At 61.0% G+C, this 19,482-nt stretch carries 27 protein-coding genes; 1 reads left to right on the forward strand and 26 read right to left on the reverse strand.

The features are described from left to right. From AZSI13_RS16205 to AZSI13_RS16315, 25 genes are all read right to left on the reverse strand, one after another. On the reverse strand, positions 1-3,522 hold the full coding sequence (locus AZSI13_RS16205) for a tape measure protein (RefSeq protein WP_109042218.1): 3,522 nt from the start codon (positions 3,520-3,522) through the stop codon (positions 1-3). A gap of 111 nt (positions 3,523-3,633) precedes the next feature. After that, on the reverse strand, positions 3,634-3,966 hold the full coding sequence (locus tag AZSI13_RS16210; protein ID WP_109042219.1) for a hypothetical protein: 333 nt from the start codon (positions 3,964-3,966) through the stop codon (positions 3,634-3,636). Positions 3,967-3,975: 9 nt separating this feature from the next. Beyond that, positions 3,976-4,737, reverse strand: coding sequence for a hypothetical protein (locus AZSI13_RS16215; RefSeq protein WP_109042220.1), 762 nt, complete (start codon positions 4,735-4,737; stop codon positions 3,976-3,978). Between the two features lie 12 nt (positions 4,738-4,749). Further along, entirely contained in the window at positions 4,750-4,920 is a 171-nt protein-coding gene (locus AZSI13_RS17655) for a hypothetical protein (protein ID WP_165833590.1), read from the reverse strand. A gap of 10 nt (positions 4,921-4,930) precedes the next feature. Further along, entirely contained in the window at positions 4,931-5,392 is a 462-nt protein-coding gene (locus AZSI13_RS16220) for a hypothetical protein (protein ID WP_109042221.1), read from the reverse strand. Beyond that, positions 5,382-5,897 (reverse strand): HK97 gp10 family phage protein, encoded by a 516-nt coding sequence (locus tag AZSI13_RS16225; protein ID WP_109042222.1) that lies wholly within the window; start codon positions 5,895-5,897, stop codon positions 5,382-5,384. The genes AZSI13_RS16220 and AZSI13_RS16225 overlap by 11 nt, the downstream gene beginning before the upstream one ends. After that, positions 5,894-6,559, reverse strand: a complete 666-nt coding sequence (locus AZSI13_RS16230; protein WP_109042223.1) for a hypothetical protein — start codon at positions 6,557-6,559, stop codon at positions 5,894-5,896. Before AZSI13_RS16230 ends, AZSI13_RS16225 begins: the two co-directional genes overlap by 4 nt. A gap of 10 nt (positions 6,560-6,569) precedes the next feature. Continuing rightward, positions 6,570-8,885, reverse strand: coding sequence for a hypothetical protein (locus AZSI13_RS16235; RefSeq protein ID WP_109042224.1), 2,316 nt, complete (start codon positions 8,883-8,885; stop codon positions 6,570-6,572). Then, entirely contained in the window at positions 8,885-9,133 is a 249-nt protein-coding gene (locus tag AZSI13_RS16240) for a hypothetical protein (protein ID WP_109042225.1), read from the reverse strand. Before AZSI13_RS16240 ends, AZSI13_RS16235 begins: the two co-directional genes overlap by 1 nt. Positions 9,134-9,262: 129 nt before the next feature. Beyond that, positions 9,263-9,493 carry a hypothetical protein gene (locus AZSI13_RS16245; protein WP_109042226.1) on the reverse strand — a complete coding sequence of 77 codons (231 nt, stop codon included), beginning with the start codon at positions 9,491-9,493 and terminating at the stop codon, positions 9,263-9,265. Then, positions 9,483-10,679, reverse strand: coding sequence for a hypothetical protein (locus AZSI13_RS16250; protein ID WP_109042227.1), 1,197 nt, complete (start codon positions 10,677-10,679; stop codon positions 9,483-9,485). The genes AZSI13_RS16245 and AZSI13_RS16250 overlap by 11 nt, the downstream gene beginning before the upstream one ends. Then, the gene (locus AZSI13_RS16255) at positions 10,676-12,097 is read right to left on the reverse strand and encodes a hypothetical protein (protein WP_133247343.1); all 1,422 of its coding nucleotides are present in this window, start codon (positions 12,095-12,097) and stop codon (positions 10,676-10,678) included. The genes AZSI13_RS16250 and AZSI13_RS16255 overlap by 4 nt, the downstream gene beginning before the upstream one ends. A 70-nt stretch (positions 12,098-12,167) precedes the next feature. Beyond that, on the reverse strand, positions 12,168-13,619 hold the full coding sequence (gene terL / locus AZSI13_RS16260; protein WP_109042229.1) for a phage terminase large subunit: 1,452 nt from the start codon (positions 13,617-13,619) through the stop codon (positions 12,168-12,170). Next, positions 13,616-14,188 (reverse strand): DUF3486 family protein, encoded by a 573-nt coding sequence (locus tag AZSI13_RS16265; protein WP_109042230.1) that lies wholly within the window; start codon positions 14,186-14,188, stop codon positions 13,616-13,618. Before AZSI13_RS16265 ends, terL begins: the two co-directional genes overlap by 4 nt. 1 nt (position 14,189) lies before the next feature. Continuing rightward, on the reverse strand, positions 14,190-14,501 hold the full coding sequence (locus AZSI13_RS16270) for a hypothetical protein (RefSeq protein ID WP_109042231.1): 312 nt from the start codon (positions 14,499-14,501) through the stop codon (positions 14,190-14,192). After that, on the reverse strand, positions 14,498-14,860 hold the full coding sequence (locus AZSI13_RS16275; RefSeq protein ID WP_109042232.1) for a hypothetical protein: 363 nt from the start codon (positions 14,858-14,860) through the stop codon (positions 14,498-14,500). The genes AZSI13_RS16270 and AZSI13_RS16275 overlap by 4 nt, the downstream gene beginning before the upstream one ends. An 8-nt stretch (positions 14,861-14,868) precedes the next feature. Then, positions 14,869-15,102, reverse strand: coding sequence for a TraR/DksA C4-type zinc finger protein (locus AZSI13_RS16280; protein ID WP_109042233.1), 234 nt, complete (start codon positions 15,100-15,102; stop codon positions 14,869-14,871). Next, a complete protein-coding gene (locus AZSI13_RS16285; RefSeq protein ID WP_109042234.1) occupies positions 15,095-15,370 on the reverse strand; it encodes a hypothetical protein in 276 nt (91 codons plus the stop codon). Before AZSI13_RS16285 ends, AZSI13_RS16280 begins: the two co-directional genes overlap by 8 nt. A 237-nt stretch (positions 15,371-15,607) precedes the next feature. Then, a complete protein-coding gene (locus AZSI13_RS16290; protein WP_109042235.1) occupies positions 15,608-16,117 on the reverse strand; it encodes a glycoside hydrolase family protein in 510 nt (169 codons plus the stop codon). Further along, positions 16,107-16,256: a hypothetical protein gene (locus AZSI13_RS17660; protein WP_165833592.1), complete on the reverse strand. Its 150-nt coding sequence runs from the start codon at positions 16,254-16,256 to the stop codon at positions 16,107-16,109. The genes AZSI13_RS16290 and AZSI13_RS17660 overlap by 11 nt, the downstream gene beginning before the upstream one ends. Next, on the reverse strand, positions 16,253-16,753 hold the full coding sequence (locus tag AZSI13_RS16295; RefSeq protein WP_109042236.1) for an N-acetylmuramoyl-L-alanine amidase: 501 nt from the start codon (positions 16,751-16,753) through the stop codon (positions 16,253-16,255). The genes AZSI13_RS17660 and AZSI13_RS16295 overlap by 4 nt, the downstream gene beginning before the upstream one ends. A gap of 55 nt (positions 16,754-16,808) precedes the next feature. Then, entirely contained in the window at positions 16,809-17,381 is a 573-nt protein-coding gene (locus AZSI13_RS16300; RefSeq protein WP_109042237.1) for a hypothetical protein, read from the reverse strand. A gap of 16 nt (positions 17,382-17,397) precedes the next feature. Then, the gene (locus tag AZSI13_RS16305) at positions 17,398-17,634 is read right to left on the reverse strand and encodes a hypothetical protein (RefSeq protein WP_109042238.1); all 237 of its coding nucleotides are present in this window, start codon (positions 17,632-17,634) and stop codon (positions 17,398-17,400) included. A 70-nt stretch (positions 17,635-17,704) separates the two neighbouring features. Beyond that, a complete protein-coding gene (locus AZSI13_RS16310; RefSeq protein ID WP_109042239.1) occupies positions 17,705-18,265 on the reverse strand; it encodes a hypothetical protein in 561 nt (186 codons plus the stop codon). Beyond that, positions 18,262-18,726: a helix-turn-helix domain-containing protein gene (locus AZSI13_RS16315; RefSeq protein WP_201262417.1), complete on the reverse strand. Its 465-nt coding sequence runs from the start codon at positions 18,724-18,726 to the stop codon at positions 18,262-18,264. Before AZSI13_RS16315 ends, AZSI13_RS16310 begins: the two co-directional genes overlap by 4 nt. 83 nt (positions 18,727-18,809) lie before the next feature. Between AZSI13_RS16315 and AZSI13_RS16320 the strand changes: the two genes are divergently transcribed. Further along, positions 18,810-19,040 (forward strand): DNA-binding protein, encoded by a 231-nt coding sequence (locus AZSI13_RS16320; protein ID WP_109042241.1) that lies wholly within the window; start codon positions 18,810-18,812, stop codon positions 19,038-19,040. 58 nt (positions 19,041-19,098) lie between these two features. Here AZSI13_RS16320 and AZSI13_RS17400 read toward each other — a convergent pair whose 3' ends face one another. Next, positions 19,099-19,335, reverse strand: coding sequence for a hypothetical protein (locus AZSI13_RS17400; protein ID WP_133247345.1), 237 nt, complete (start codon positions 19,333-19,335; stop codon positions 19,099-19,101). Between the last annotated feature and the right edge of the window lie 147 nt (positions 19,336-19,482).

Below are 19,482 nucleotides of genomic sequence, written 5' to 3' on the forward strand. Positions count from 1 at the left end.
TCAGCCTTTCTTCACGCCGGCAGCAACGGTGTTCAGGCGCAGCGGGGTGGTCTTCGACCAGGCTTCAAGCCCCTTAGCGATGGACTGAATGTCCGTCGCGTTGGGCAACACCAGGTTGTCGATATAGAAGTGGTAGCCGCCATCGGCACTGGCTGATGCAGCCGAAGAAGGAGACCCGCTGGTAGCCTGGGAGCCGATGACCGCGGGCGTTCCCGGCCGTCCGCCGGTGGCGTGGGCTGGAGGCAGTCGGCCGTAGCGATTCATGAAGTCCAGCACGTCATACCCGATGTTTCGGGAAGCCGAGGCCCGCATCACGAATTCCTCGGTGGAAGCACGAATGAGCAGGCTGTCCGAGGTCGGGGTGCCCGGGCCCTGCAGGCGTCCACCGTCGCGGTACTGACGAACGCGAGTCCCGGTACTCGGGCTGTATTCGGTTCCGTCTGCATTGATCGTGAAGCCGCCCAGGTCAATGCTTGTTGCCCCAGATCGCTTGAGGGCCTCATCCCATACCTTGGCGACTTCCTTGATCTTTGCCATCGCCTGGGACGTGTCGATATCAAGAACTTTCCGTGCCGCCAGCTTGTTGTTGAGTGTGTCGACTTCGGCGGAAACCTTCGCTACTTCGTAGCGCTCTCGCTCTAGCTGATTACGTAGCTCTTCCGATTTCTGACGCTGCATTTGCAGCATCTGCTCGGCGTTATCAATCCGCTTTTGGTCGATTGCATCTTCAATCGCCCCAACGCGACGTACTGTTTCCCCTTGTAGCTGAACGCTTTCGCTCAGATTTGCAAGGGATTCGGCACGCTTTGCAGCTGCAGCTGCAGATTCAAGGTTTCCAGCCCGCAGCGCGTCATCGGCTTGTGCGAGCTTTTCAGCGACCTCGGCTTGCCTGTCGGCTTCTGCAGCTGTCGCAGACATCCGCTTGCGCTCAAGATCTCGGAGCTTTTCGTCCGTGGCTTGACGACGTCCGAGAATGGCGCCTTGCAGCGCACTGATTTGATCTGCAAACCCACGTTCAAGCGAGAGCGACTTATCGAGAGCGGCCTCGGTCTCTTTCACGCGATCCTCGGCCCCTTTCTTCACAACAGTCAGCCTTGAACGCTCACCCTCTGCAACCAGCACTGCCACGGCCTGCACCGAGCTACGCTCAATCGCCGCAATCTGCTGGGCATTGCCGGAAGCCTGGGTGATCCGCTTCTGCTTCTCGGTCTGGATCGCCAGGATCTGGCGCTGCTCTTCGGTCAGTGCCTTTTCAGCAATGTCTTTCGCAAGATCCTGCTGCAGCTTGATCTGGTCCTTGAACGACTCCTCGATGATCTTGGTGCGCCGCAGCTGATACACCGCCTCATTGGCCAGTCCGGCAGAGCGCATCTCCTGGTAGTCGGCCTCTAGCAGCTTCAGTGCTTTCTGCACCTTGTCAGCAGGAGGCAGGAAGCTTTCAAAGCGTGATTTTGCCGCCGCAAGATTGCCCGCTTCGGTGCGGGCAGAATTGACGTAAGAACGGACAGCCTGAGCCGCTTGGTCTGCACTGATCTTCCCTTCTCGGTGGGCGGCTGCAATCTCGCGGATGGCTTGCTTGTAGCCCTCCGGCGCCTTGGCTTCTTCCAGGGCTTGCATGGCCAGCTTCATGTCGCGGATCAAGGTGGTGGTCTTTTTGACCTCGGCACCTTGCGCTTCCAGCTCACGGTTCATCCGCGATAAGCCGTAGTAGGCACCGCCCGCCGCTGCCGATACGCCAAGCAGGACTAGCCCAAGCGGGGAGGCTGCAAGCGCAATTGCGGCTGCTGCTACACCCTGGATCATGGGCAACAACTTAGAAATCCCGGCAATTACTCCCGCGCTGCCCAGGACCCCCAGGCCGCCGGCTGCAGTAATGGCAACACCGCCTAGGGCATCCACATGCTGATTCAGCCCTTCGATCAGGGCGGTCAATGCCATCACCCCGCCGCGTACAGCATCGTTTGCACCAGCATTACCGATGTTCTGCAGGGTTGCCCCCCAGATATTGCTAAGGCGATTCAGTTCCGCTTGGGTAGCCCTCATCGCATCGGGCAGGTCAGCAGCGATAGTCTTCTTCAGTTCTGCCGCAAACTTCGGCAGAAACTCAGCAGACAGTACCTGGCCATCTTCCAGCATCTTGTTGAGCTGGGCTGTCGTCACTCCCATGGCCCGGGCGGCGATGTCGAAGGCACCAGGGATGCGCTCACCGAGCTGGCCCCGCAGTTCTTCGGCCTGCACGGTGCCCTTGCTCATCATCTGCTGCAGGGCCAGCAGGGCGCCCTGGGCCTGCTCCCCGGAAAGTCCCATCACCGTGGCTGCGCCAGCCACGGCCTCAAATACCTCTTTCACCGGCTGGCCGGCAAGGGGCGTTCCATTGGCCGCCGCATTGAGCCCGGCGAAGGCCTTGCCGGCCGTGTTGATTTCCAGGCCCAGGAGCTTGGCCTGCTGGCGCAGGTATTCCATGTCCTGACCGCCGGCGATCATGCCGCCTGCACCGAAATTCAAGGTACGGCGAATGCCTTCTGCCGCCAGGTTGGCCTCCACCAGCTTGCGGGTGAAATCCACCAGGGCGCTGACGCTGAATGCGCCGGCAACCGCCGCTGCAACGGGCTTGAGAATGCCGGGAAATTCCTGGACCTTGCCGGCAGCGCCGGCCGTCTCATCCTTCAGGCTCTTGGTGGCGGCAACGTACTGGGCGCGGGTGACCTGGCCAGCGCGGAACTGCGCCTGCAGTTGCAGCTCGGCGGAGCGCAGCACAGCAGCGGCCCGGGCCGCTTCTTCCATTTTCGCCCGGGAGTCGGCCAGGGCGCGGTTGGATGCCTCCAGGCCGGCCTGGTCCACCGGCTGCAGCTTGGGCGGATCGAAGCGCTTGGCGAACTGCTCAACCAGGCGCTTTTGGCCTTCCGTCAGGGCTTGCTGCCGGGCCTCGTAGCGGATCATCTCGGCCCGGCTGAGGCCCATGGTGTCCACTTCCCGCTGCAGGCCGGCAACGAAGGCCGTGGCTTTCGACTGGGCCTCATCCCGGGCGGTGGCCTGCCGGCGCAGCTGGGCAGCGTAATCGGCCTGGGCAGCGGCGGCCAGGCGGGTGGCGGCCTCTTCCCGGGCCCGGCTGGCGGCAGCGGCAAGGGTGTCGGCATTGGCCGCAGCCCGGGCGATGGCCAGGGCCTTCTGGTCGGCAATGGCGGCGGCCGTGGCGGTGGCATTCTCCCGGGCCGCTGCGCGGGAGAGCTGCATGGCCTGGGTGGCCGCCACCACCTCATCCTTGGCCACCCGCACGTTCTGGCTGGCCTTATCCATCCAGGCGGCAAACGACTCGCCGGCCACCCCATCGTTCTTCAGGGCCTGGGCCAGCGCTTGGGCGTGGGCCTGGGCCTCTGCCAGCTTTGTCGATGCCGCCGCCAGGCCATCTTTCTGTGCTGCCAGGTTCTCAAGCAGGGAGCGCCGCACCACCGCCAACCCGGCTTGGGCCTGGGCGGGGTCGGTGGTGACGACGATGGCGAGTTTGAGGTTTTCAGTTGTCACTGGCGGCGGCGTTGAGTTTGCTGATCACGGCTTTGAAAAGCCGCCAGGGGTAACTGGCGGCCTGCGGGTGCCCCATGCAGAAGAGTGTTGCGAGGGACTCTTCCAGGTTGCTCAGGGCGGACTCGGCGAGGCTGCGTAGGGATTCCCCAGAAACCTCGCCAGATACTGAAAAAAATCCGGGTTCAGCCGGCGGGCCACCTCGATCAGCTCCCGCATCTCGGACTGGGTGTAGGCGTCGAAGTCCTTCACGTCGCAGAAGGTGGCCAGGTCAGGCATGGGAACTTCAAACAGGCCCACGTCGACCGGATTAACCTTCTCCGGAATCGGCGTAGAAACCAGCTTCGCGTGCCAGGCCCGGATCTCGCCCACCGTCAGCTCCTTAACGACAACTGGTTTGACAACCCGATTGCCATCGCTGAAGTCCTTTTCTTCGGTGACCCGCATAGCTACCTCTTAGCTCGGCTTCACGCCGACGATGCGGGCGTACTTCGAGATCCCGGTGCCCTGCTTGCTGTTGTCTGGCAGCAGAGTGGCCTTCAGCGGCAGCTTGGCGATCTTGTCGCCGATCAGCTCCAGACCGCTGCCAGCACTGAACTTGGCGCGGAAACAATCGAAGACCTGGGGAATGCCGCCCAGGGCGTAGTTCGCGCCGTCAATCAGGATCATGAATTCCTGAGATGCCTGGGTTCCGATCTCAACACGGTGCTGGGCCGGATAGCTATAGGCGAGCTTCATGGGGGTGTTTTCGGCGATGGCGGAACCGTCCAGGCCGATCAGGCCGGCGCCGCTAACTCCGTAATCCACATCCTTGGCATAGGTTTCTGTGCCATCTTGACTCGTCATCAGAACCGAACTGGGCCCAATGTTTGCGGTGCGGATCATGCCCTTGCGGAACTTCACCACTTCATCGGTCACCGTGCCCGGCAGCACATCGAACACATCGGCATTCAGGCTGGCAGCCATAACTTCCGGGGAGTAATCCACGAAGGTCATGTCCAGGGTCACTTCTTCGATTTCGCTCACGGAAGCGTAAGTACCGGAGGCACCCCGGCGCATGTCAGGCACCTTGTCTTCTGTCACCTTGGTCACGAGCTTGGCGTCCAGTACGTTGCCCCACATAGCCATCGCGGCCAGAGTCGCTTCAAGGGTAGATTTGATCGGGGCAATATAGACGTCGCCCTTGCCCTTGAAGGGGTAAGAAACAAGCTTGCTCATGGTGGTTTGTCCTTATTTCGGGTTAGCGACAGTCTTGCCGGCGCTGCCGGAGGAGATTTCTTCCTTGTCGATCACGCCGCAATCGGCCAGCCACTTCGCGGTGGTGGCATCGACGTCGATCTTGTCACCGGGCTTCTTCTTCTCGCCGGCATGTGTGTGGTGCTTCTTCAAAGTGACTTCCACGTCAGGTCTCCTAGGAGGAACGAACAACATTGGTAAAAAGCGCCAACCTGGCGCAATGACACAGGACGCCGCAGAACATCACGGGCACGGAGTCCTCCAGCTGCAGCCCGGAGACGCCCTCCGGGCCGTTCAGATCCATGACGACATGCCCCAGGGTGGGGTCGGCACGGAAGGCATCGCGTGCCGACTCGATCAGGGCATCGAAGGCCAGTTCCGATTCATCGCCGTCGGCCAGGGCCATGTAGAGGCGGATGTCCCACTGGCTCTGCTCCACCGGGAAGCCGTCTGAAGTGGTTTCCCGGGTTGCCCGGCGGCGGGCGTAGCCACCGCGCAACTGGCCATCAGTTGCCGCATAGAGGGCACGGAATTCCTTCTCGGCTTTGGCGTAGCGCTCATAGCGGTGGAATTTGCCGATGCCCGGTACCAGATTCATGCGGTCCAGGATGGCCTGGCGAATCACTTCAAGCATCATTTCGACCCCCTACCTGGGCGCCGATGCGGCGGACCATTGCGGCGAACTGGGCGGCCAGCTCGGCCCGGTTTTCTTCCAGGGCACGCTTGAACATGAAAACCGGCTTGGTGCCGTGGCGCCGGATCTTCCAGGCCACGGCGTGGGCGATGTTGGCGGCCTCCACGGGACCAGCGCCGAACTTCTGGGATGCCCAGTCGGTGAGGGCTTCGATGCCGGCCTTGCCGACGCCGTGGGGCTTGCTGCCCAGCTCCACCGGGGTGGCATAGTCGAGGGGCGAACCCACCACCCCCAGCATGCCGCTGGGGGTGACATGCACGGCGTCGATGACACTTTGGCGCAGCAGCCCGAAAGACGTCGGGGTGCGCTCCACCACTTCACCCCGCAGGTGGGACATGGCCCCTTCAAGGAAGACCAGCGTTTCCTGCTGTACGACGGTGGGCGCCTTGGCGAACAGATTCAGCAGCCGCTCCATATCCGCCGGGTAAAAAATGTTTTCCGTCGTCACAGCCGCCTCCGGGGCATCACGAACGGCCGGGCCGGGCCCCAGGTGATCTGAACACCGGCCGGCAGCTGCTCCGGCTTGTCGGCAACGCCGATCAGCTCCCGGTACCGCTTCACTGCGGCCCGTGCCCGGGCGGCGTACTGCTCGCCCTTGCTACGGCGATCAACGCTGTCGGCCTGGATGGTGCTATCGCCGTCGTTGGTGTGCAGGTTGGCCAGCTGCTCGAGCAGGATGCTGCCGGCCCAGGCGGCCACGGCTTCACGATGCAGTGTCGGGATGGTGTCCTCCACGTCGCTTAGGACGTGGGACGCCAGGAAAGAGAGGCGCACCTGGCGGCCCTGGGGCTGCGAGGTTGCCAACATGATGGAAAGCCCGCCGGGGGCGGCATAGAGCCAGAAGCTCCGGGCGGGGAGATAGGCCGGGGGAACCTGCCCCACCGGCACTTCAACGGCCGTCAGCAGGGAAATATCGGGCTCCCAAGCAGGGGGCAGCGGCAACATGCTGCCCCCCTGAGCCACCACATCCTGCACAGCCGTGCGGGGGCGGTCGGCGCTGTAGCGGGCCACGGCCAGGGTGACAGCCCGATCCCGTTCTTCCGGGGAAATGCGATCCCCGTCATCCCGAACCAGGTCGGCCACCAGGGCCTGCACGTCTGCCAGCGCCATGACCGTCCCCTTAGCCCGCCACCACGGCCTTGTAAGCGCCGCGGAAGTCCGTCACCGCACCGCCGTAGATGTGGCGGATCTTGTAGGTGATGGAATCGTTGGCGAACAGGCTGCCGACAGAGGGGTTGTCCTGGACGAAGATCTCGGGTTCTTCATTGCCGTCCAAGAAGCCAACTTCAATGCCGGGGATGTCCAGCTTGTCAGCCATGGCCACCCAATCGTTGGCGTCGGTCCAGTACCAGACGGGTACGATGTTGGGCGCCTGGGTCTGGATGAAGCTCTGGTCGTTGCTGGTTCCCCGGTTCTTGAACAGCTCGAAGGCGCCTTCTTCCTGGGCGGCGGACACCAGCAGGAACTTCGGCGGGATGCCCAGGCGGTCGTTGGAGCCGGCTTCCAGCTGGGCCATCATTGCGTTGCGGGCAGCGGACCAGGCGGTGCTGCTGAGGGCCGCAGTGCCCAGGTTGCCGTGATCGACGTGGAAGAGGGCCTTGCCGTCGTAGATCGTCGGATTCGCACGCATCATGTCCAGAACGAACTTAGCCAGGGTGCGCTTGGCGGCCCGGGACAGCTTGGTCGGGATCTGGCGGATCAGGCCCACATCGTCGTTGCGCACCATTTCCATGGTGACCCGGGCCAGGCGGCCGCTCTTTGCAGCCTTGTAGGTCGCGGCTTCATCATCGGGGATACCGCCATCCTGGTAATCGGCGCCTTCGGCAACAGCGGGCAGATCACCGAAGCCGCCCCAGCGGGTACGTTCCTGGGTGCGGAAATCGGTAAGCGGTACCACGTTGGCCACCAGGCGCCAGACGTCGTACTGGGACTGTGCCCGGTAGTCGGCCAGCATCCGGCGGGTGATTGAATCGCCCAGGGCCAGGGCAAAGGTAGTGCTGTCCATTGCGGCTTCCGCGAAGCGGCCGCCCAGGCTTTCACGCATGCGGGAACGGTCGCAGTCTTCAAGGCGGCCGGTCACACGGCGGTCGCCGGTGATCTCGACGTAGCACTCACGGAAGGACTGGACGTTGCGGTGGTCCTGGTGGGCCGGGTCGAAGAAGGCATCCAGCATGCCGGCGATCTGAACGCTACGGTCACCGACCTGGATATCCGTAAAGTGGTCCATGCGTACCCGGTTGCCTTCCACGAAGCGGGCCAGGTACTCGCGCTCGGCGTTGATGGCAGTGGCCACATCGGCTTCGACGAAGCGCTCACGGGCAGCGAAGTCGCGCTGCAGGCGGTCCTTGGCCGGCTGGGGCAAGGTGCTGGCAGCGATGGCATCCCGGGCCTGGGCGCGGGCTTCCACCATGCGGATGCGCTCTTCAGCCTGGGCGACGGCATCCAGGGTGGCGGTCTGGCGCTGCTGGCTGGCATCCAGCACCAGGGCTTCCCGGTAGGCCAGCTCGATTTCGTCGTCGGTGGCGGTTTCGGGGTTGAGCTTGGCGTAGGCCTGGGGGTTCTTGGCCTCGACCAGGCGCAACATCTTTTCACGCAGATTCATGTCGGAATCCTCCTGGGATTGATGGGTGTTGGGGGTGGGGGCGGACTCAACGAGTCGAATCAGGCGGCCCCCAGCCCCCGGCTCGACAATCAGATCGACAGAATCCACCTGGGTGATGGACTTGGCTTCCTTCACTCGCTTGCCTTCAAGCATTCGAGTGGCACCAGCACCCCGGGCATCGATAGACAGGCCCAGCAGGTCGGTCATGCCTTCGGCCATGGCATCAACGATCAATGCGCGGGTGTTTTCAGGAAGACCAGGCAGACGGATGTCTGCCTCGATGCGGGCGGGCTCGTTCCCATTCGCTTCAACGAAGCGCGGCGACTTAACCCAACCCACCATCTTCCGCACGTCCCGGCCGCCCTTGCCCTTGATGTGCTCCTCATCGCTCATTGCGTAGATCCGCACCCCATCAAACAGCGGGGTGGCTTCCTTGAGCAGGGTCTCGGGGTACAGAACGTTGGAGGAAGACAGGCCGGCCCGGATGATCACGGCCTTGAATTCAACCCCGGCCGGCTGGCCTTCTGCTTCCTTCATCTGGAGGGGCGTGGATTCCTTCATGGGGATGAAGGTCTCCATGACTTCCACCGGCTCCTCCAGCGTCACCATGCCGCCGTCGAGGGTATAGGCGTAGGACCAGGTCTTGCCGTCGATGGCGATCACCACCTTGTCGCCGTAGACCGCCTCCAGCTCGAACCACTTGCGCTCTGCAGAGGGGCCTTTGTTGGCATTGATCTTGGCGTCAAGGGCAGCGCGGACGATGCTGATGACCCGCATATGGTCAGGGGCAGCTTCCCGGAGTGCGATGCCCCGCAGGCCGGCCGGGGGGAACATCAGAGGGTCCCTTCCAGCTTCTGGCCGTCGCGGGTCACCACGACAACGCGGGAGTCCTCGAACACTGCGAAGTCCAGGACTTCATCGGCGGAGACGGGGACCTTCTTGGTCTTGCCGGTGGGCTTGCCGTCCGGGCCCGTCTCGGGTACCAGACGGACGACCTTCTTGACGACTTCGGCCTTGCTGTAGGCCTTCTGCTCTGCGGTGGAGGTGGGGGAAGCTTGGGGGGAGGTGGCGGGAGTGCCCATGGATGGCTCCTGTTGGTTGAACAACGAACAGGAGCCATCCTAGGGATGGGGGCCGGGTGTGGCCGAGTAAAACTTTTTAGGAAAAACAAAGGCCGCACTCGGCGGCCTTGTTGCGGTGAAAGCTAGGTGTCAGGCGGCTTTTGGCGCCTTCAGCAGCTTGTCTGGGTTGAAGCCCTTGAGGTCAAGATCGGCCTTGGAGATGCCCCAGACTTCGGCTTCTTGCAGGGCGGTATCCAGGATCTGATAGGCGGCAAAAGCCTCGGCGCTACCGGGGGCGTTCTCGCCGATCTGGCGGGCTTTCTGCAGTAGCGCGTGAAGCACGGCGTAGTACGCCTGGCTTTTATCGTTGTCAGTGGTCATGCCGTCGTTCCTCAAGAATCAGTTTCAGGATCGCAATGAATTCCTGGTGCCGCTCAATATCCTGCTGCCACCCTTTGAGCAGCGCCGCCTGACGGCGCTTGTCGAAGTTGGCGTAATCAGTGGTCTTCGACAAAGGGTTTGCAATCCAGCCTTGGTGCTTGTCGATCTGCCGGGTGAAGCTGCGAATGGCTTGTTGCAGCTTGGTATCGGGCAGTTCCCGGTGCATCTTGATCCAGGCTTCATGCCGGCCTTTTTCACCTTGGCCTTTTTCGATTGTAGCCGACTGCAGGGCTATTTTCGCCTGAATCGCCGAGAGGTCCGCCTTATGCGGGTTTCGGCGGATTTCCTCGGCACTGTAGGGTTTCTTGTCGCTCACCGTGGCCGACCAGGAGCGCACCTTTGGCACCGAAATGCAGCCGCAGTGAATCTTTTCTGCAATCGGAGCCCGTGGATCGTGGGGGTGCATCATTTTCACCGGGCCGTTCGGCGTCTGGATGATGAAGGGCTTATCCACGGGCACACGCTGCCCGTCCGCCAGGTCGTGGTTCAGCCGGGAATGAATCTTCCCGGAGCGGCGCCAGATCTTATCCATCGGCACCACCTCGTTGGCCTGCTCGGAGCGGGCCTGGGAGGCTACAGCATAGGCCGTACTTAACCCATCACGAACGATAGTTGCTGCCCGTCCGGTAGCGGCTTCGCCCAGGGCGGTCTTCACTTTGCCGATGGTGTCATGGACGCCCTGGGCGCCGATCATTGCCAGGCCCAGTTCCTGGTTGATCTTCTGTCCGGCCTGCACCGCCATGTCCTTGATGCGCTCGACACCGAAGGAGCGGATTGCTACCAGGAGCCGGGTATCCATGTAGGGCAGCTGGACGGAGACGCCGGCAGCGGCCAGGGGCTTGTCGATCAGGCCGACGCCGGCATGCCAGGCGGCGGTGGTCTTCTCGGATAGGGCGGTGCCGGCGGCGGCACCTAGCTCGGTGATGGCCTGGGCTACCTGGCGCTGCAGCTGTTCCAGGTGCCACTGCTGATAATCGGTGGGGGCCCCGGCCAACACCAAAGCGATCCGCTCATAGGCTACTTCCAGCAGGCTGGCAATCTCCTCCTGGGTTGCGGCGATCAGGGTGGCTCGCTCTTGCAGGGCCGCCTTTTGCGCCTGGGAAAATTCCTTTTCAGGGGTGGTCATGCGGCCTTGTCGGTGAAGACGTCGCCTTCCGCGACCTTGGCCGCAGCCGCCTGGGCGGCCTTCAGCTCCGCATCGGCGTCGATCTGCACGCCCAGGCGGCCGGCGATGGCGGCGATGAGGCGCACGGCGGTCTTTTCAGTCATGCGCTTCTTCTCTACTGCCATGGCCACCGCCGTGACGATCTGCTGCAGGGCGGCGGCGTACTTGGTGGTATCCCGCGCCGTCATCTCCGGGAACATGGCTTCGACCTGGTTGGCGTCTTCTCCCAGATCCAGCTCTTCATCCGTTTCTGCCAGGCACTTCTGCCGCAGGACGTAGAGGCCAATGCTCTCAAGCATGAACTTGATGACCTGCTGCCGCATGGAAAACACCTTGAATGTGGGCTCCCCCATCTCGGACGCTGCGGCACGATTGACGTCGCCGCCGCCGCCGAACCAGTGTTCGGGAATGGTGCCGCCGCCCAGCACGTGGTTGCGCAGCAGACGGGCGCCTTCTGCAGAATCGGCCGCATTGAGGTTGGGGGAGACTGCATTCCACTTCTCGGAATCGTTGTGCACCCGAACGCTTCCTGGGCTGGGCGGGTGGATTTCCTTCGCCCGTTGATTCACCGTTTCCGGGGTGGCCCCGGTCAGTTCCACATCCCAGACGAATGCCCGCAGGAACTTGGAGCGGTCCATTTCGCCGAACAGGTATTCCTCGTAGCCATCCACCCAGTCGGCCCCAGCCAGCAGGTCGGAGCGGCCCCGGCGGCCGTTTGAAAGGTCGTTCACCGTGAAGAAGAAGGCTTCTCCGTCCTCGAAGGTCTGGCGAATCTCCTGGGTGCGGGAGGTGAATACATCCTCCGGGCCATTGACGATCACCCGATAGCGGCGGGCCTGGCCCTTCTTGTCCTTGACGGTGACGATCCCGATGGGCTGCTCCGGGTTGTCGGGGTCGGTGACCACGGTGGCGATCAAGGCCGGGTCCAGGTAGCCGAGGCGGACTTCGCCGCTGACTTCATTGACGAAGGCCGGGTAGCACTGCTCACCGTAGAGGGCCAGCTCACGCACCTTCTTCGGCAGCTTGATGCTCATCTGGTTGATGGGGTCGCGCCAGAAGCGGTTGAGGGCCTTCTGGTTGTCGGGGTCTTTGCAGGAGAGGGTTACCCCTTCGGCCAGGAGAAAGGCCAGGGGCAATTCCACCAGGCGGTTGGCCAGGAGGTTGCTCTCCCACAAATAGAGGGCGACCTTGCGCATCCGCTCCTGGGTCATGGGGGCCAGATCCCGTGAGCTGTCGCCGCTCAGGCGGCGCCACTGGTCTTCATCGTCGTCGATGGTGCTGCCGGCCGCCTCCCGGAACTTCTCTTCATGGGGCTCCACTTGGGGAGGCGGACTGCCGAAAATTCCGGTAATCCGAGATATGAGGTTCTTCAATTCCATCTTTGTGGCCCTGAAAAGGTTTTATAAAGCTTTATGAAGCGCGTAACTGGCTGCGTCCCTATCCATGGACCTAGCGGCGCCGGAAAATTCGATTGGAGCCCCGCTGTCCAAAAATCCGGGAAGTGGCGTTTTCCTGCATGGACTGGGGGGCGTAGTCGGATTGTTTTGCTTCAACTGTGGCACCAGCGGACTGCTGGATATTGGAAGACTCGAGCCAGTTGAATCCCCCCGAAAGTGCATCTACCTGGTCGTCGTGCTTTCCCTTGGGGAAGGCTTCCAACTCATTGAGCAGGGCTTCGTTCCAGGGGCCTCGTACCAACTTGATGTTCCCTGCTTCGGCCTGGGCACTGACCGGCCTGGCCCGGACTTCCTTATCTGCATCGGGACGAGATGCCCGGACGTCAAAGCCAGCAAGGTCTGTGATGTAGGAGTCAATCTCGACTTTCCCGGCCTGAGCCGGGTCCTGTTCCAGGACAACGGTGCAGGGAACACCATCACCCTGGGCTGTTCCCTTCACCAATTTCTTGACCCCGGCAGGCCGCTTGCGGTCCCGAGCAACGTGGCCGATGTAGTAAATCCCGTCAGGGCTTTTCCCCAGCTTGAGGCCGGCACTCCAGTCTGGATCCGGGTTGGTTGGATTGGGTTCCGTCGCAGCTCTATCCCAGTAACGTACCCACCGGCAATTGTCCGGTGCCTTTTCCACCACCTCGAACCAGGTACTCTTAAAGTAGTCTCCGGCGGCCGGCCGGATTTTCCAGTTCCCCTTTTTCAACTGCTCTTGCTCAACCATGGGCAGCGCGTCCAGGTTGGAGATGTACTTGGGGTCCTTCGCCATGCCGATTTTGTTGTCGGTGTAGCTGGCACCAATGAAGGTCAGGCTCTTGGGCTCGAGCTGGGGATATTGATCTTTCAGCTCTTCTGGAGAGTCAGCCCAGACCAACTCATTGCGATAGCGAACAAACCATCGGACCACCCCAGAACGCTCCGGGATGGCATACCCCGTTTCGTCGTCCAGCCACCAGGAGATCAGGCTCTTTACCCAGCTGTCCGGATCCGGATTGGTGGTTGCCCGGATATAGGGCACCACACCAGAACTGGAACGGTTACGCGACAACATGTACCAGAACTGCCCGGACGTGAAATGGGTAAGTTCGTCGAAGCCAATCAAGGCGATCTGCCCGCCCTGCCAGTCGAACTTGTTTTTCTCATGCTCCAGGTGGGCAAAGCTGACCTTCGCCCCCGATGGCCATACCCATGAGAGTGTTGATAGATTGGACGTGGCGTCCAGCAACGGGAATAGCTCTTCCGATGTATCCCAAAGGCCACCCTCGGCACGTACCTGTTTTGTCGTTCTCCGGAAGATAACGGCGCCGAACTGGCCGTTGTCTGTGTGGCGAGTGGTTTCCAACAGCAGGGCGTAGGTCTTCCCTCCGAAAGCGGCGCCACCGTAGATGACGATATCCGCTGCCGAGGCCAGAAAAGCTTCCTGGGGGCCTGGTTGGGGTCGGATGATCGTAGTCATCGGCCGTTGTCCGGAAGGTAGATCTGGATGCGCCCCGCTACTGCTGCGCCAACTCGTGCAGCCTGATCTGGCGAAAGCCCTTCTGCTGTCGCCCCGGCAATTGCAGCGGCGGAAGCTTCTGCTGCGATACGTTCCCGCACTTCGCTTTGGTACTTCTTCAGATTCACGCTTGCCCGTGAGAGCGTGGCGATGTTCTTTGCTGCGGTGGAGAGCAGCTTGACCCGCTGCTCGGGCTTGACGGATTCGTCCGTGGCCTCCTGCAGGTTCACCAGGGTCTCGAATAGCTCGGTCTGCACAAGGGCGATCACGGCTTCGGAACGTGCGTCCTGATCGTCTGCCGCCCCTTCGGTGAGCATGCGAGCCGCTTCGGTGCTGGCTTTAATTGCCGCTAGGCGGCGCTGCAGTGGCTGGCCGTAGCGATGGATGGCGCTCTTGCTGATCTGAAAGCCCTTTTCCTGCAGCGCGACTTCCAGAGCCTCATAGCGGGAGAAGTTTCCGTCGATCAGTGCGCTATCCAACCATGCTCGTACGTCATGGGGGAGTTCGCCGATGCTGCTGCGCTTGGCCATGTCAGCCCCAGTACTTCTCAGGCCGGGCGATCCCGGGCTCGACATCCACGGTGTACTCGGCCACATCGGTGCCGATGCGGGTCAGATCGGCCCACCAGCGGCCGGAGGGCTCTTTGCGCAGTTTCACCAGCTCCCGGTCCTCCAGGTAGTCGAGCTGCTGGCGGACTTCCAGGGGCGTGACGTCCGGATAGATGGCCCGCATGGTCATCTGGACCACGTTTTCGCAGACCTGCTCAGGACGGGCGTTATAGAGGGCGAGGATCAGGTACCAGCGCAGGCCCTCGCGCCGCACTTTGGCTTGATCAATGTTCATTGCAGGGCTCCCTTGCGCTGGGCCTGATGAATGGCATCCAGCTTGGATTCGATGACGGTTTGATTGCGGACATAGTCTTCACGCCGAACGTACAGGTTCGGCAGCTCGACCTTCAGATCCATCAGCTCACGCTCGACACGGCGCCATTCCTTGCCCGCGTCTCTCAGTTCATTTTCAAAGTTGTTGAAGCGTTGGTCCCAGTGCCCCATGCCTTCGATGCGGGCCTTTTCCTGGGCTACGAAGCGCTCATCAAGGCGCTTGTCGAACTGCCAGAGCAGCAGCTTTCCGAAGGCGAAGACCATGCCCATGAAGGCGATGGTCACGTAGATGAGGTGCCAGAGTTCAAACTGGATGGGCATGGTCTTTCTCAGTAGTGGTGTCGGTTCAGCGCATCGTCCAGCTCGGCCTGGCAATGCACGCAGGTCTGGCAGCCGGGGTATGCCTCCCGGCGCTCCTGGGGGATCGGGTCATGGCACACAGCGCAGCGCGTGGCGGAAGGGGTGGCGGCCTGGGCCTCCATCATCTGGTGATGGGCCTGCCAGGATGATTCCCGCTCGTCCTGCTCCAGCTTGCTGGCATGGTCGAAGGCGCGGTTACTCATCACCCCGGAGTTCCTTGTTGGTCTTCTCGATCCACTCCACCATGCCCTTCAGCCGCTCCCGGGCCAGGTGATACAGGCCCGCCGAGATCACGTGGTTCTCCACCAGGTCGTCCAGGTTGTCGCTGGCCGGTTCGGGCAGCTGCTCGGGCGGCAGCGTCGTCAGGCTGGCCGGTGGGATCAGTCTGGGCGCCGTGGTTGGCTGACCGCCAGCGGCGCATGCCGTCAGCGTCAAGGCGACAATCAGGAGGGGAAGGATTCTCTTTGACATGGGCGCGGCCCTCGGTGACCAGGCGCTGTGTGTGTTCGGCCTGCTTGGTTTCGGACTGGATGGTTTTGACCTCGACCTGGTGGCCGACTTCAGCGGCCTTGTCGTGGCGCTCGATGGCGACTTCCTGGGCGCCGACCTTGTCGGCCTGGCATTGGATTTCCCCGGCCGAGTCGCCCCACAGGTAGCCGGCGCCGATCCCGATGAGGAAGGCCAGGAGAAGATAGGCAAGACGGCGGATCACCAGGCACCTCCCATGCAGCGGCGGTATTCGGACTGGCGGCGGGTCCAGACGCCGCCACAAAACCGCTTGTTTTCCGGTGCGGCGCAGTCGCGCCCTTGAACCTTTTTGAAATCCAGGATGGTCTTGCATGCCGCCTCGTACTCCTCCCGCGCCAGCTTCCCGGGGATGGATGAATCGCAGACATCTCCCGCGCCCACGTTGTAGGCCAGGCTGATGTAGGCGTCGTATTCGTACTGGAACAGCTTGCCCTTGATGCAGCTCTTGAGGGTCTGCTCCTTCATGGCCACGGTGCGCACCATCAGAGCCAGACCGACCGGCGGGGTAATCTTGTCGCCCAGCTGGACGGGGGAGCCGTCCGGCCGGGTGGTGCTGCCGAAGGCATAGGTGGGCTTGTCACCGGGGAGCGGGCTGGCGGCACTGCCTACCCAACCTTCGTAGCCGGCCAGGGTGCCGAGGCCGGCGGCAGAGAAAAACAAGGCCACAATGGTGACGCGGTTAATCTCCATCGCTGTTCTCCTGGGAGTGGGTATCGAAGGCCGGGAAGGGGTCGGCAGCCTCCAAGGCCTGGCGGGCCAGGATGAAGACAGCCACCCACACCAGCACCAGGGCCAAGCACACGCAGAGCAGGATGACGAGGCCCGTCACTGGCGCACCTCCAGATTTCCCTGCAGGGGAAGCATGCGGCCGGAGAGCCAGGTACCGACGTTGAAGGGAGAGGGGCCCGGGGATGGGTTGAGATCACCCGCACCAAGAATCTGCAGGCCCACGTACTTGGCCTGCAGCCCGATGGCCAGGCCCTTGAGGGAATCCCACTGAGCGGAAGTGAATTGATCAGTGCCGATGAGGCACACGCTGAGGCTGTGCTGGTTAAAGCCGGGCGCGTGGGCCCCTGCCTCGGCTTCAGCGCGGCCGGCGACGATGGCGCCGTTGCGGTAGATCAGGTAGTGGTGGCCGATGGCGGCCAGATCGGGATTGAAGCGTTCTCGCCAGGCGCTGGAGCGCCGGATTCCTAGCTTCTTGTGGGCGAGATCAACCCCCTGAACAGGGGTCTGAAATCCAGGCAGGCCAATGGAGGCCCGAAACAGGTCATCCCCGTTGGGCGTCTGGCTGCAATGGATGAGAAGGAGTTCGATGGGACGCATGCGCGCAGTTTCGCGCGCGTGCGTGGGAAGCCCGAGTAAAAGGTTTTACTAAAAACTACAGGGCTGGAAATTCCAGATCAATCAGTTGCCACGTCTCTTTTTTGGCCTGCACATGACATACCCACCTATTGCGCAGCTTGGCACCGAAGGCATTTTGCGCATCGACATAGGAGGTTACTCGGAAATACCGATCATCTTCGATAACGGTGCTTTCAGAGTAGCTGGCGAAGTCGGCAGTTGATGGCGCTTTTAACCTCATCCTGACCAGCTCCTGGCACGCGGTAAAGGCACCAATTTTATCCGGCTTGATGTCTCTACTGAGCTTGGAAAGCCCAATGATTCCCCATGTTCCAACGATAGCGCCAACGAACAGAAGTCCGATGGTCTTTGCCATCAGCGCGTTGTCTTTCTTGTTCTTTTCCAGCCCTTCCGCATAGCGAGAAAGGACTTCCTGGCTCGTAATTTCATCACGAATCTTTGTGATGAGATCAATACGCTTCAGGGCGCTCTCGTCTTTATCGAACACAAAAGACCGCTGAAGGTCTTTCAGTTGTTGTTCGCACTGCCTGGAGAACTCCGCATAGGAAGCGGAGCTCTCCAAGCCAAGCTCTTTGAAGTAGTCGGCCATGGTGAGGGGCGTTTGCCTAGCTCTTCTTCATGCCAGCCTTAATCGACATGCTTTCAATGACTTCGTCAATGTCCTTGCTCTTGTTCTCGGACTTCGTGCACTCCTTGTCCAGATCCAGCTTGATGGACAGCCAGCCGCTGGGGACGTTGGTGTAATAGGACGGGTTGAAGCGGAAATAGCCTAGACGGCTTTCGATACGCTTGATCCGGCTATCAAGATTCTGATTCAGGTAGTCAGCACAATCGCTAGCCATTGCTCCTGCACTGACAACCAATGCGGCAACCATAAATAAGGCCTTCTTCATCACTTCCTCCAGTTTGTTGTTAGGCACTACTCTCTTTATTCAGTAGGCGCTTTGCCATGCGCTCCGGAGCCACCATGAATTCAATTCCCATGAATGCAACGGCCATTCCGAAAACGAGCATGAGCGAGGCTAAAAGTGCAGGCTCCATCCCATTTACCCGCTGACTACTCTGTACAGGGAGGTACAGAACGGCGAGAAGAATGGTGAACACTCCGAAAGCGAATACCGCCCATCCATATAGCTCGGCAATACGCGAGTACACGATGCGCAGTTGCGGATCGCCATCCACATATTCAAGGGTGCGATGCTGCCACATGCGACGAATGCTCTTCGAGCCCTGCCATTTGAGCTTGTGACGTCGCTGGAAATCAATCAGCAGGGAGCGGGCTTCAGGCCCCGCTCTAATCCCTGTGTCCTTATAGAACTCGTTCTCTTCCTTGGCATCTTTCGAGCCGACTGGCTTGGTGCCATAGGGGCAGCTTTCCACGCCTGGGCATTGGGTAAAGAAGGCATGACCCTGGGGGGCAACAACCTGCCCAACAGGCTTATGAAAGTGGAAAGACTCGTTTTGATCGTTCACTTCTTCTTCCGCCCCACATTCACCGTCGTCGGCTTCTCATGGGTCAGATCTCCCTCCACGTTGGTCACCTGGCCAACATCACTGTGGAAGACGAAGCGCTGCGAGGACATTCCACCACTTCCCCCCTTCAGTGCCCCAATCGCTGCCGCCTTCACAGCGAGAGATGCGGCCCTGAATAGCGAAAGCAGCTCACGTTCATCAGGGGTTAAGGCTACATCGGAGCGGATACCCGTGACGATGTACTGAATATCGGCACCTATCGCTGCGATCCCTTCCAAATAGGCCGAATCTGGTGACCGCTCACCAGATTCGTAATTTCCCTGGCTCTTTCTATGAGCCCCTCCCGCTAATGCGAAGTCAGCCTGGCTCAATTTAAGCCTGGCCCGTTCTTCTTTCAGCCTCTCTGAAATGCCCATAAAAATATCCACACGGCAGTTGACTATGGATACGCTTGTATCCATAATTAATCCACACCGTCCGACACAGACGGAAAGAAACACACACAAATCACAGCGCAGCAACCCCGATCAAAAGGAGCTTCACCATGACCCTACGTACTGCGGAAGACGTCCGCGCTGAACTCAAGCGCAAAGGCGTCTCCATTGCTTCCTGGGCCGTCGCCAATGGCTTCTCGGCCAACATGGTTTTTGAGGTCCTGTCCGGCCGCAAAAAGTGCGTACGGGGTCAGGCCCACAACATCGCCGTCACGCTTGGTCTGAAGGAAGGCGAAGTCTGTACAGACCCTGGCCACGCCCTCGAACGCCGCGCTGCCTGAAATTCAATGATGTCCTGCAACCGATACGACGACTTCGGCTTCCTGATTGGCAGTCCTGTCATTGGCGGAGATTTCGCGCAGTTTCAAGCTGATCTGCAATGTCTCTCAGCACCTTCCGGGCGCGGACAAGCATTACTCCATCGCCTTGATGAGGCTGGCCATCACGACGAAGCGACTCTCCATATCGGGAGCCGTCAATGAGCTGCTCATCCTCCAGTGTTGCGACTAAACACCTGACGACTCTGGCTAACCCTTCGATGCGGCCCGCCAGTTCGTTGAAGTTCTGCTCTTGCATGGCGCTACTCCAATGGCTCTTTGATGCCATGAAATTTAGCCACGTAAAACCGCTTTGCATATTAGCAAAACGAGAGTTTTTTTGCGCCCGTGCAAATCAAGGAGGTTCCAATGCCTAGGCGGAATTGGAAGTGCGTTCTTCCCCTCT

Origin of the sequence: Azospira sp. I13 (assembly GCF_003112695.1) — a bacterium.
Taxonomy (GTDB): Bacteria; Pseudomonadota; Gammaproteobacteria; order Burkholderiales; family Rhodocyclaceae; genus Azospira.

What these genes read in the sequence shown, in the direction of transcription:
- AZSI13_RS16210 (WP_109042219.1), bottom strand. Translation starts at nt 3,966, where the DNA reads ATGCGGGTCACCGAAGAAAAGGACTTCAGCGATGGCAATCGGGTTGTC.
- AZSI13_RS16250 (WP_109042227.1), bottom strand. Translation starts at nt 10,679, where the DNA reads ATGACCACCCCTGAAAAGGAATTTTCCCAGGCGCAAAAGGCGGCCCTG.
- AZSI13_RS16240 (WP_109042225.1), bottom strand. Translation starts at nt 9,133, where the DNA reads ATGGGCACTCCCGCCACCTCCCCCCAAGCTTCCCCCACCTCCACCGCA.
- AZSI13_RS16290 (WP_109042235.1), bottom strand. Translation starts at nt 16,117, where the DNA reads ATGGAGATTAACCGCGTCACCATTGTGGCCTTGTTTTTCTCTGCCGCC.
- AZSI13_RS16235 (WP_109042224.1), bottom strand. Translation starts at nt 8,885, where the DNA reads ATGTTCCCCCCGGCCGGCCTGCGGGGCATCGCACTCCGGGAAGCTGCC.
- AZSI13_RS16315 (WP_201262417.1), bottom strand. Translation starts at nt 18,726, where the DNA reads ATGGATACAAGCGTATCCATAGTCAACTGCCGTGTGGATATTTTTATG.
- AZSI13_RS17400 (WP_133247345.1), bottom strand. Translation starts at nt 19,335, where the DNA reads ATGCAAGAGCAGAACTTCAACGAACTGGCGGGCCGCATCGAAGGGTTA.
- AZSI13_RS16285 (WP_109042234.1), bottom strand. Translation starts at nt 15,370, where the DNA reads ATGTCAAAGAGAATCCTTCCCCTCCTGATTGTCGCCTTGACGCTGACG.
- AZSI13_RS16265 (WP_109042230.1), bottom strand. Translation starts at nt 14,188, where the DNA reads ATGGCCAAGCGCAGCAGCATCGGCGAACTCCCCCATGACGTACGAGCA.
- AZSI13_RS16220 (WP_109042221.1), bottom strand. Translation starts at nt 5,392, where the DNA reads ATGATGCTTGAAGTGATTCGCCAGGCCATCCTGGACCGCATGAATCTG.
- AZSI13_RS16280 (WP_109042233.1), bottom strand. Translation starts at nt 15,102, where the DNA reads ATGAGTAACCGCGCCTTCGACCATGCCAGCAAGCTGGAGCAGGACGAG.
- AZSI13_RS16270 (WP_109042231.1), bottom strand. Translation starts at nt 14,501, where the DNA reads ATGAACATTGATCAAGCCAAAGTGCGGCGCGAGGGCCTGCGCTGGTAC.
- AZSI13_RS16305 (WP_109042238.1), bottom strand. Translation starts at nt 17,634, where the DNA reads ATGGCTAGCGATTGTGCTGACTACCTGAATCAGAATCTTGATAGCCGG.
- AZSI13_RS16245 (WP_109042226.1), bottom strand. Translation starts at nt 9,493, where the DNA reads ATGACCACTGACAACGATAAAAGCCAGGCGTACTACGCCGTGCTTCAC.
- AZSI13_RS16230 (WP_109042223.1), bottom strand. Translation starts at nt 6,559, where the DNA reads ATGGCGCTGGCAGACGTGCAGGCCCTGGTGGCCGACCTGGTTCGGGAT.
- AZSI13_RS16255 (WP_133247343.1), bottom strand. Translation starts at nt 12,097, where the DNA reads ATGGAATTGAAGAACCTCATATCTCGGATTACCGGAATTTTCGGCAGT.
- AZSI13_RS16275 (WP_109042232.1), bottom strand. Translation starts at nt 14,860, where the DNA reads ATGCCCATCCAGTTTGAACTCTGGCACCTCATCTACGTGACCATCGCC.
- AZSI13_RS16295 (WP_109042236.1), bottom strand. Translation starts at nt 16,753, where the DNA reads ATGCGTCCCATCGAACTCCTTCTCATCCATTGCAGCCAGACGCCCAAC.
- AZSI13_RS16320 (WP_109042241.1), top strand. Translation starts at nt 18,810, where the DNA reads ATGACCCTACGTACTGCGGAAGACGTCCGCGCTGAACTCAAGCGCAAA.
- AZSI13_RS16215 (WP_109042220.1), bottom strand. Translation starts at nt 4,737, where the DNA reads ATGAGCAAGCTTGTTTCTTACCCCTTCAAGGGCAAGGGCGACGTCTAT.
- terL (WP_109042229.1), bottom strand. Translation starts at nt 13,619, where the DNA reads ATGACTACGATCATCCGACCCCAACCAGGCCCCCAGGAAGCTTTTCTG.
- AZSI13_RS16300 (WP_109042237.1), bottom strand. Translation starts at nt 17,381, where the DNA reads ATGGCCGACTACTTCAAAGAGCTTGGCTTGGAGAGCTCCGCTTCCTAT.